Below are 6,609 nucleotides of genomic sequence, written 5' to 3'. Positions count from 1 at the left end.
GGGCGGGTTTAGGGACAATCGTAGGGGCGGGTTTAGGGACAATCGTAGGGGCGGGTTTAGGGACAATCGTAGGGGCGGGTTTAGGGACAATCGTAGGGGCGGGTTTAGGGACAATCGTAGGGGCGGGTTTAGGGACTAAATTCAGCTAGTCACCGAAAACGGAACAACAAAACCCGCCCTCCTCACCGAAAACGGAACAACAAAACCCGCCCTCCTCACCGAAAACGGAACAACAAAACCCGCCCTCCTCACCACTAACCGATCGCACAACTATCCAATTTGAGGCGCGGCAGGCTTAATAGGAATAGTACTGAAATTTTGGCTGGTGGGCAATGCCCACCCTACGGTATATCAAGGGTTTCGGCGACCCCAAAATGCACGCTTTTCAGCGCCATTCGGCTTAATAGGGCATTTCTGTCTCTTCCACATCTGCTGGGGCGTCTGTCAATCCCATGCGATCCAGGGCGATGACAATCCCTACAGATACCAATCCTCCTAAAAGTAAACCCATAATCAGAAGAATAATATAGATGCGCTTCAGAGATTTTTTTGTCGCTTTTATATGCTCTGGCGATAGATTAGGGTCAAGGCTTTCCTGTTCAGTGTCTGGAGATGTCTCATCTGCCCCATCTCGTTGGGGATGGGGAAAGCCGTCATGCTCGAATTCTGGGGGGTTTTGATTATTCCACATATCTCTAGTTTGGTTATGATTGGCAGGATTCTCATCAGCCTAAAGTTAGACTGATTCTCGGTAAAGAGTTTCACAATCCAAAATTGGGAAGCAATGACGTTGGGTTTCGTTCCTCAACCCAACCTACACAGTTGACATCTACCCGGCTCATATCTAGAGTTATAACAATTAACCTATTCTTATAAATATAAACAGTTTAATTAATATTTCAGGTAAAAGTCTTTAATCAAGCTAATAAATTCAGGAGTATAAACCCGCCTAGTGGCTTCTATCGCGAGAACGTTTTCATGAGAGGATAACGGATGTTTTCCCAGTTCCAGTACAATCCGTTTAGTTGGACTAGCTAAAGTTGGTTTAACCGAGAGTTTCCTGTGGCAAGAAAAACCAAAGGCTTCGGCTTTTTCTTGGAAGATTTGGGCTGACTCAGTGGGATAAATTACAGCTAGCCTACCCTTCTCACTCAAAAGCTGTTCCGCCACTTGTAACAGATCCAATTGCCTCAGAGAATCACTATGTCGTGCTACGGTTCTCGCCTTGTGTGACGCTTTACTGGCATTGTCAAAAAAGGGAGGATTAGACACAATCAGATCGTACCGCTTTGAGCAAGTCGTGGCATAATCTTGCACAGAACTCAGGTACACCTGAATGCGATCGCGCCATGGTGATTTAGCTACATTCTCCCGCGCCTGAATGCAAGCTTCTGGATCAATTTCCACGGCGTCGATGCGCGCCTGCGATCGCTGTGCCAACATCAGCGCCACCAAACCCGTCCCTGTGCCAATATCTAGAATGCTTTGCACACCGGTGATATCCGTCCATGCCCCTAACAGTGTACCATCTGTGCCGACCTTCATCGCACAGCGATCGTGAAAGACGGTGAATTGCTTGAAGCGAAAGTATGGATTAGACATTCCCTGTGGTTGATCATGAATAACTGACACCTTAACCTGAATGGTACTGAAATAAGCATTAGGGAATCACCGAAACCTTTGATATACCGTAGGGTGGGTTTCGACTTCGCTCAACCCACCAACTTTAAGTCAGTGGCATTCACCTTAACCTACTAATTTAGCACTCTAGAAGGGCGGGTTTAGTCACGTTATCAGTTGGTGGCAAACTGTTATCTGTTAAACCCGCCCCTACATGTCTGAATTAATCAAGACATTTTACCCAGAAGTAATGACCCCGGAACAGCTTTTTTAATCCAATCCGTCACTAAAAGTTGTTCGGGTTCAAAGGTATCAACAGGTTCGCCGTTTATGGTGCGAAACACAACATCTTGGGGAACAATCTCTTCACCGGTTGGCAAAACCATACCTTGAATCTGGGAAATCTCGAAGGAACGCCAGGTGTAAAAAACCACATATTTGCCACTTTCGCCAGCCAGAACTTCCGCTAAACAGGCATCATTCCGGTATTCAGATAGTTTTGATTTCATCCGGGAAAATAATGCTGTGGTGCGATTCGCTTTGAAAAAAGGAGCGCGTGTTTCTCGGAACCAGTTTTCCCGTAATTTTGCCGGATTTTCTAACACCTGACGACAAATTTTATCAATATCAATAGCAACATTGTCCTCCTGACTTAGATGGCGTAAGTCTAATCGCACTGTATGTAAACCCGCCTCACATAACCCATCTAACCGATCCAGAATAAACTGATCTTTGTCTAAAAACATAAATGTACCATGGGCAGTTTCTAACGTCGGGAAATGGCGATTAGGGTTATCCGCAAAAGCCGCCGTCGCTTCTAAGTACAGAGGTGAGTCAGGGTTGAATCGGTATAGGGAATCGATGTCTTCTGTTGTTTCTTTATTCTGGCGTTCCAGCAACGGGTTTACCAAGAGCGATCGCGGCGAGTAAAATAAGAGAATAGGTCCCACACCTAGCAATTCACAGGGAACGGGTAAGGTTTGGCAGTATTCAATTAGCTTTTCTTCCGGGAGTTCAATTGATAAAATTAACCGTTCCAAGGAATCTGCAAAAATCTCGCACCATCCCTGTAACGCTTCCAGATTGTGATTTCCTGTCTCAACAATTAACTGGATAGGTATTTCAGGACAATGGGTTTTCAGCCAATACGCTGCACCCGGATCACACACCCGAATTGCACCAAAAAGACTGAGTTGCCAATCTTTTAGCTGATCACAAATAGTTCTCATGACTCGTTCTGGCATTAACAGATCCCAGACGAGTACCGGGCGCAATTCTTTTTGCCACGCTTTTCTGGCTAAATCATGTACCTTCGCTTTTGATAATTGTCCCTGTCGCGCTAATACTATTGGTTCCAATAATACTTCTTGTAAATTGGGGGCTTTGACACAGCGCTCTAAATCATGAATTGATGAAATAAATGTATTAAATTGCATTGTAATTTTTCAGAGAACCGGGAACAGGGAACAGGGAATTCATAATTCAGACTTCACTGGTAACAGGTAATGGGGAACGAGTGAATCGAACGACATTTAATTTGGTGATATTATGCGATCGCATGGATTCATCCGGTTTAGGTAAGCGCACAATACTGTCCTTTCGCATCGACTCTAACGGTTCACCTGTCATCGAAAAAATCTGATTAACTTGCCAGCATATCGGTTTGTCCTGAAACGGGATAATTTCAATTTCATCACCGACGGCTAACGGTTCAAGTAACCGTAAAATAATCTCTTGGGGCGTTGTCTCCATAACCATGCCTAAATAAGCGTGAGTTCCTGTATTAATTCCCGATAACTGTCCAAAGACTGAATCTTTATCGGCTGGTTTGTCTAAGGAACCAGAAAAATAGTCTCGGTTAGGAATTGATTGCAGTTCGGCTGAGGCTTGGCTGAGTAGCTGTTCATCTAATGTACCAGCGGCATAAGCATCAATTAATTGGCGATAAACCTTGCAGGTGAGGGCGACGTAGAATGATGATTTCATCCGCCCTTCTATTTTTAATGAGCAAAGATTATGCTTGAAAAAATCACTAATCTGATAAATTCCCCACAAATCCCTGGACGACATAAAGCTGACTAAATCATCAGCTTGCTGATCCTGACGTTGTAAGTGATAGGGTAATCGACAGGATTGAATACATCCACCCCGATTAGAATCGCGACCTGCGGTAAAATTAGAAATTGTGCAATGACCCGAATATGCCATACACATTGCACCGTGGGTAAACATCTCCACATCAATACCGGATTCTTCTCCAATTAAACCCGCTTCCGTAATACTGAGTTCTCGACCAACAATTAAGCGCTTAACTCCCATCTCTTTCCACAAACGGGCGCTATAGGAATTGAGACAAGAGGCTTGAGTAGAGAGGTGAATCGGTAGAGTTGAACTCCTTTTAATAACTCGGATAACGCCTAAATCTGAGACAATCACTCCATCAACGCCAATGGATTCTAGAAACTGACAATAGTCGGCGAGTCCCTGAAAGTCTGCATCGTGGAGAAAAGCGTTCAGCGTGACGTAAATTTTGGCATCATGGTGATGGGCATATTCAACTCCGTGGGCTAACTCAGAGTCCGTAAAATTATCCGCACGCGCCCGCAATCCATAATTTTGTCCCCCTAGATACACTGCATCTGCACCATAAGCAATGGCGACTTTTAACCGTTCCAGATTCTTCGCTGGGGCGAGGAGTTCAGGTTTAAGCATGTCTAGGTTTAAGGATAAGCGGGAACAGCCCTAATTTAACATTTGTGGCGCGATCGCATCCAGAAAACTGCTGAATCTACACACACAAGGGGATATCGGTCAAAAAACCGGATTTCTTTGGGTGAAAGGTTGATATTGCGTTGTCATCCTCACAAGAAACCCGGTTTCTAGGAATGTCAATCGCCTCGCACCTCAGTAGAAACCCGGAGGTTGGAGTTGAACGGCGGCAAATCTCAGTATTTTTCCCGTAGTTTTCACGGCAACGCCACTGTAATCATAAAGTAACATCTACGACGACTAACCTGCCTGTCTTGGAGAACGCCATAAACCATGATTGATTTCGGTTTGCAATTTATCGCCCATCGCACGGGAGACTTTTTACTGCAAAATTCTTTTTTGGCATTACGCAAGAAGAAGGATTGGCAAGTGGCTGTTTTGCATGGATTAGTCTACACGTTGCCCTTCTGTCTGTTAACTAACAAGTTAGAATCCCTGATTATTATTTGTGGCACTCATATTATTATTGATTTTTTCAATATATCCAGTTTGTGGGTTCGTACTTACAATTGGGACTGGAAAACTGAGGTTCCCCAGGTTCCGTTGTGGGTGATGGTGGAAGTCGATCAAACCTTACATTACGCGATTAATTATTTTGCCTTACTCCTTTGAAGTCTGTTTGTTCGCTGAAGCCATCTACCTTCTGCGATCTGCCTTGTCTCACTCATAAAGGGGGTAGTCAACCTAGATTAGGTATGAGATATGAGGCAGGACATAAGCTGTCATGCATTTAAATTGGGTATTAGTAGCGAGCAAGATGCTCAATGTAGCGAGCAAGATGCTCAATGTAGCGAGCAAGATGCTCAATGTAGCGAGCAAAATGCTCAATGTAGCGAGCAAGATGCTCAATGTAGCGAGCAAGATGCTCGCACTACGGCAAGGATTTCACCATTATTGACATTAAGATTTAAATGCCGAACAGCTTACCGATGACCAATGACAATCTTGTTGAAAGCTTTACAATGGATCGACTCAACTTGTTACTATCTTTACAGATTTTCTCTTATAACAGAAGTAACAGACAAGTGGACTTAAGGGTAATGGGAACGCCCCTTCGCACTGCTTGGCTTGTACCCAGATCGCTGGGTGAAAAGCATCTAGTCAGCAAATTCCAGTAGAGATAGATTTCAGAGGCGCGAAGTATCGCGTCTCTTCTCATTGTTGGCAGCAATTGATCCATCTCAACCAGAGGCTAGCCTTTAACGTCCGGATCAGATAGTCTGCTAAGTGTTAGTTTGATCGGAGGATAAGCAACAGTCTAATTATGTGTGAGACCCCGAAGCCTTTCCCTGTCATGGGACTACCTGTTCACCGACTCCAAGAGTACGATCGCTGGCTGGGTAATCGCCTTCAGCAAAACCTAGGGTGTCATGTGGTGACATTGAACGCAGAAATGGTGATGCAGGCGGAGTGTAATCCAACTTTGGCAAGTTCAATCCGACAAGCGGAATTAGTTGTCCCCGATGGTGCGGGTGTCATCCTTTATCTACTCCTCCACGGTATCCGACAGCAACGTTGTCCGGGAATTGAGTTGGCAGAATCGTTACTGCGACAGGCGGGAGAATTAGGTGAGTCTTATCCAGTTTTTTTCTATGGGGGTAAACCGGGTATTGCCCAAACAGCAGCGAAGATATGGCAAGAACAATACCCGAAACTAGCGATCGCGGGAATTGAAGATGGCTATCTGTCTCCAGAAGCCGAAGATCAATTCAAAGTCAGGTTGGCAAAAGAACAACCGCCATTAATTTTGGTCGGTTTAGGAGTTCCCCGTCAAGAGTTGTGGATTGCCCAAAATCGGCATTTGTGTCCTCAAGCGATTTGGATTGGTGTTGGCGGTAGCTTTGATATCTGGGCTGGGATTAAATCCCGTGCGCCTGTCTGGTTACGGAATAATCATTTGGAATGGCTGTATCGACTCTATCAAGAACCTTGGCGCTGGCGGCGGATGATGGCGTTACCGCAGTTTGCTCTCAAAGCGATCGGACAACGTTTGGCTTAGTCATTTGTCTTATGTCATTCGTCATTTGTTAGGGAACAGGGAACAGGGAACAGGGAATAGGGAACAGGATAAGCTGTCATGCATTTAAATTGGGTATTAGTAGCGAGCAAGATGCAAAGCCTGCGGCATGGCTTCGCTAAAGCCTGCGGCATGGCTTCGCTAAACGCACTACAAGGATTGCGCCATTATTGATATTAAGGTTTAAATGCCGAACAGCTTAA

7 protein-coding genes are annotated in these 6,609 nt (G+C 45.0%); 3 read left to right on the top strand and 4 right to left on the bottom strand.

The window, feature by feature from the left end; translation table 11 throughout:
* Positions 1–400: 400 nt before the first annotated feature.
* The 4 genes from RH949_RS30225 to RH949_RS30210 form a co-directional block, all read right to left on the bottom strand.
* A complete protein-coding gene (locus RH949_RS30225; RefSeq protein WP_446358408.1) occupies positions 401–691 on the bottom strand; it encodes a hypothetical protein in 291 nt (96 codons plus the stop codon).
* Between the two features lie 200 nt (positions 692–891).
* Positions 892–1,602: a tRNA1(Val) (adenine(37)-N6)-methyltransferase gene (locus RH949_RS30220; protein WP_446358406.1), complete on the bottom strand. Its 711-nt coding sequence runs from the start codon at positions 1,600–1,602 to the stop codon at positions 892–894.
* A 245-nt stretch (positions 1,603–1,847) separates the two neighbouring features.
* Positions 1,848–3,056 (bottom strand): U32 family peptidase, encoded by a 1,209-nt coding sequence (locus RH949_RS30215; protein ID WP_446358404.1) that lies wholly within the window; start codon positions 3,054–3,056, stop codon positions 1,848–1,850.
* A gap of 46 nt (positions 3,057–3,102) precedes the next feature.
* Positions 3,103–4,332: a U32 family peptidase gene (locus tag RH949_RS30210; RefSeq protein WP_446358402.1), complete on the bottom strand. Its 1,230-nt coding sequence runs from the start codon at positions 4,330–4,332 to the stop codon at positions 3,103–3,105.
* Positions 4,333–4,662: 330 nt separating this feature from the next.
* On the opposite strand from RH949_RS30210, the gene RH949_RS30205 reads away from it, so the two are divergent.
* From RH949_RS30205 to RH949_RS30195, 3 genes are all read left to right on the top strand, one after another.
* Entirely contained in the window at positions 4,663–5,001 is a 339-nt protein-coding gene (locus RH949_RS30205) for a DUF3307 domain-containing protein (protein WP_006104141.1), read from the top strand.
* Between the two features lie 90 nt (positions 5,002–5,091).
* The gene (locus tag RH949_RS30200; RefSeq protein WP_446358400.1) at positions 5,092–5,322 is read left to right on the top strand and encodes a hypothetical protein; all 231 of its coding nucleotides are present in this window, start codon (positions 5,092–5,094) and stop codon (positions 5,320–5,322) included.
* A 361-nt stretch (positions 5,323–5,683) separates the two neighbouring features.
* Positions 5,684–6,388 (top strand): WecB/TagA/CpsF family glycosyltransferase, encoded by a 705-nt coding sequence (locus tag RH949_RS30195; protein ID WP_446358398.1) that lies wholly within the window; start codon positions 5,684–5,686, stop codon positions 6,386–6,388.
* Positions 6,389–6,609 lie beyond the last annotated feature (221 nt).

The sequence above is a fragment of the Coleofasciculus sp. A1-SPW-01 genome (assembly GCF_040217205.1).
GTDB lineage: Bacteria > Cyanobacteriota > Cyanobacteriia > Cyanobacteriales > Coleofasciculaceae > Coleofasciculus > Coleofasciculus chthonoplastes_A.
Note: the sequence above shows the minus strand (reverse complement) of the source record. Positions and strands in the feature narration are given on the sequence as shown.

What these genes read in the sequence shown, in the direction of transcription:
- RH949_RS30200 (WP_446358400.1), top strand. Translation starts at nt 5,092, where the DNA reads ATGAGGCAGGACATAAGCTGTCATGCATTTAAATTGGGTATTAGTAGC.
- RH949_RS30210 (WP_446358402.1), bottom strand. Translation starts at nt 4,332, where the DNA reads ATGCTTAAACCTGAACTCCTCGCCCCAGCGAAGAATCTGGAACGGTTA.
- RH949_RS30225 (WP_446358408.1), bottom strand. Translation starts at nt 691, where the DNA reads ATGTGGAATAATCAAAACCCCCCAGAATTCGAGCATGACGGCTTTCCC.
- RH949_RS30205 (WP_006104141.1), top strand. Translation starts at nt 4,663, where the DNA reads ATGATTGATTTCGGTTTGCAATTTATCGCCCATCGCACGGGAGACTTT.
- RH949_RS30215 (WP_446358404.1), bottom strand. Translation starts at nt 3,056, where the DNA reads ATGCAATTTAATACATTTATTTCATCAATTCATGATTTAGAGCGCTGT.
- RH949_RS30220 (WP_446358406.1), bottom strand. Translation starts at nt 1,602, where the DNA reads ATGTCTAATCCATACTTTCGCTTCAAGCAATTCACCGTCTTTCACGAT.
- RH949_RS30195 (WP_446358398.1), top strand. Translation starts at nt 5,684, where the DNA reads ATGGGACTACCTGTTCACCGACTCCAAGAGTACGATCGCTGGCTGGGT.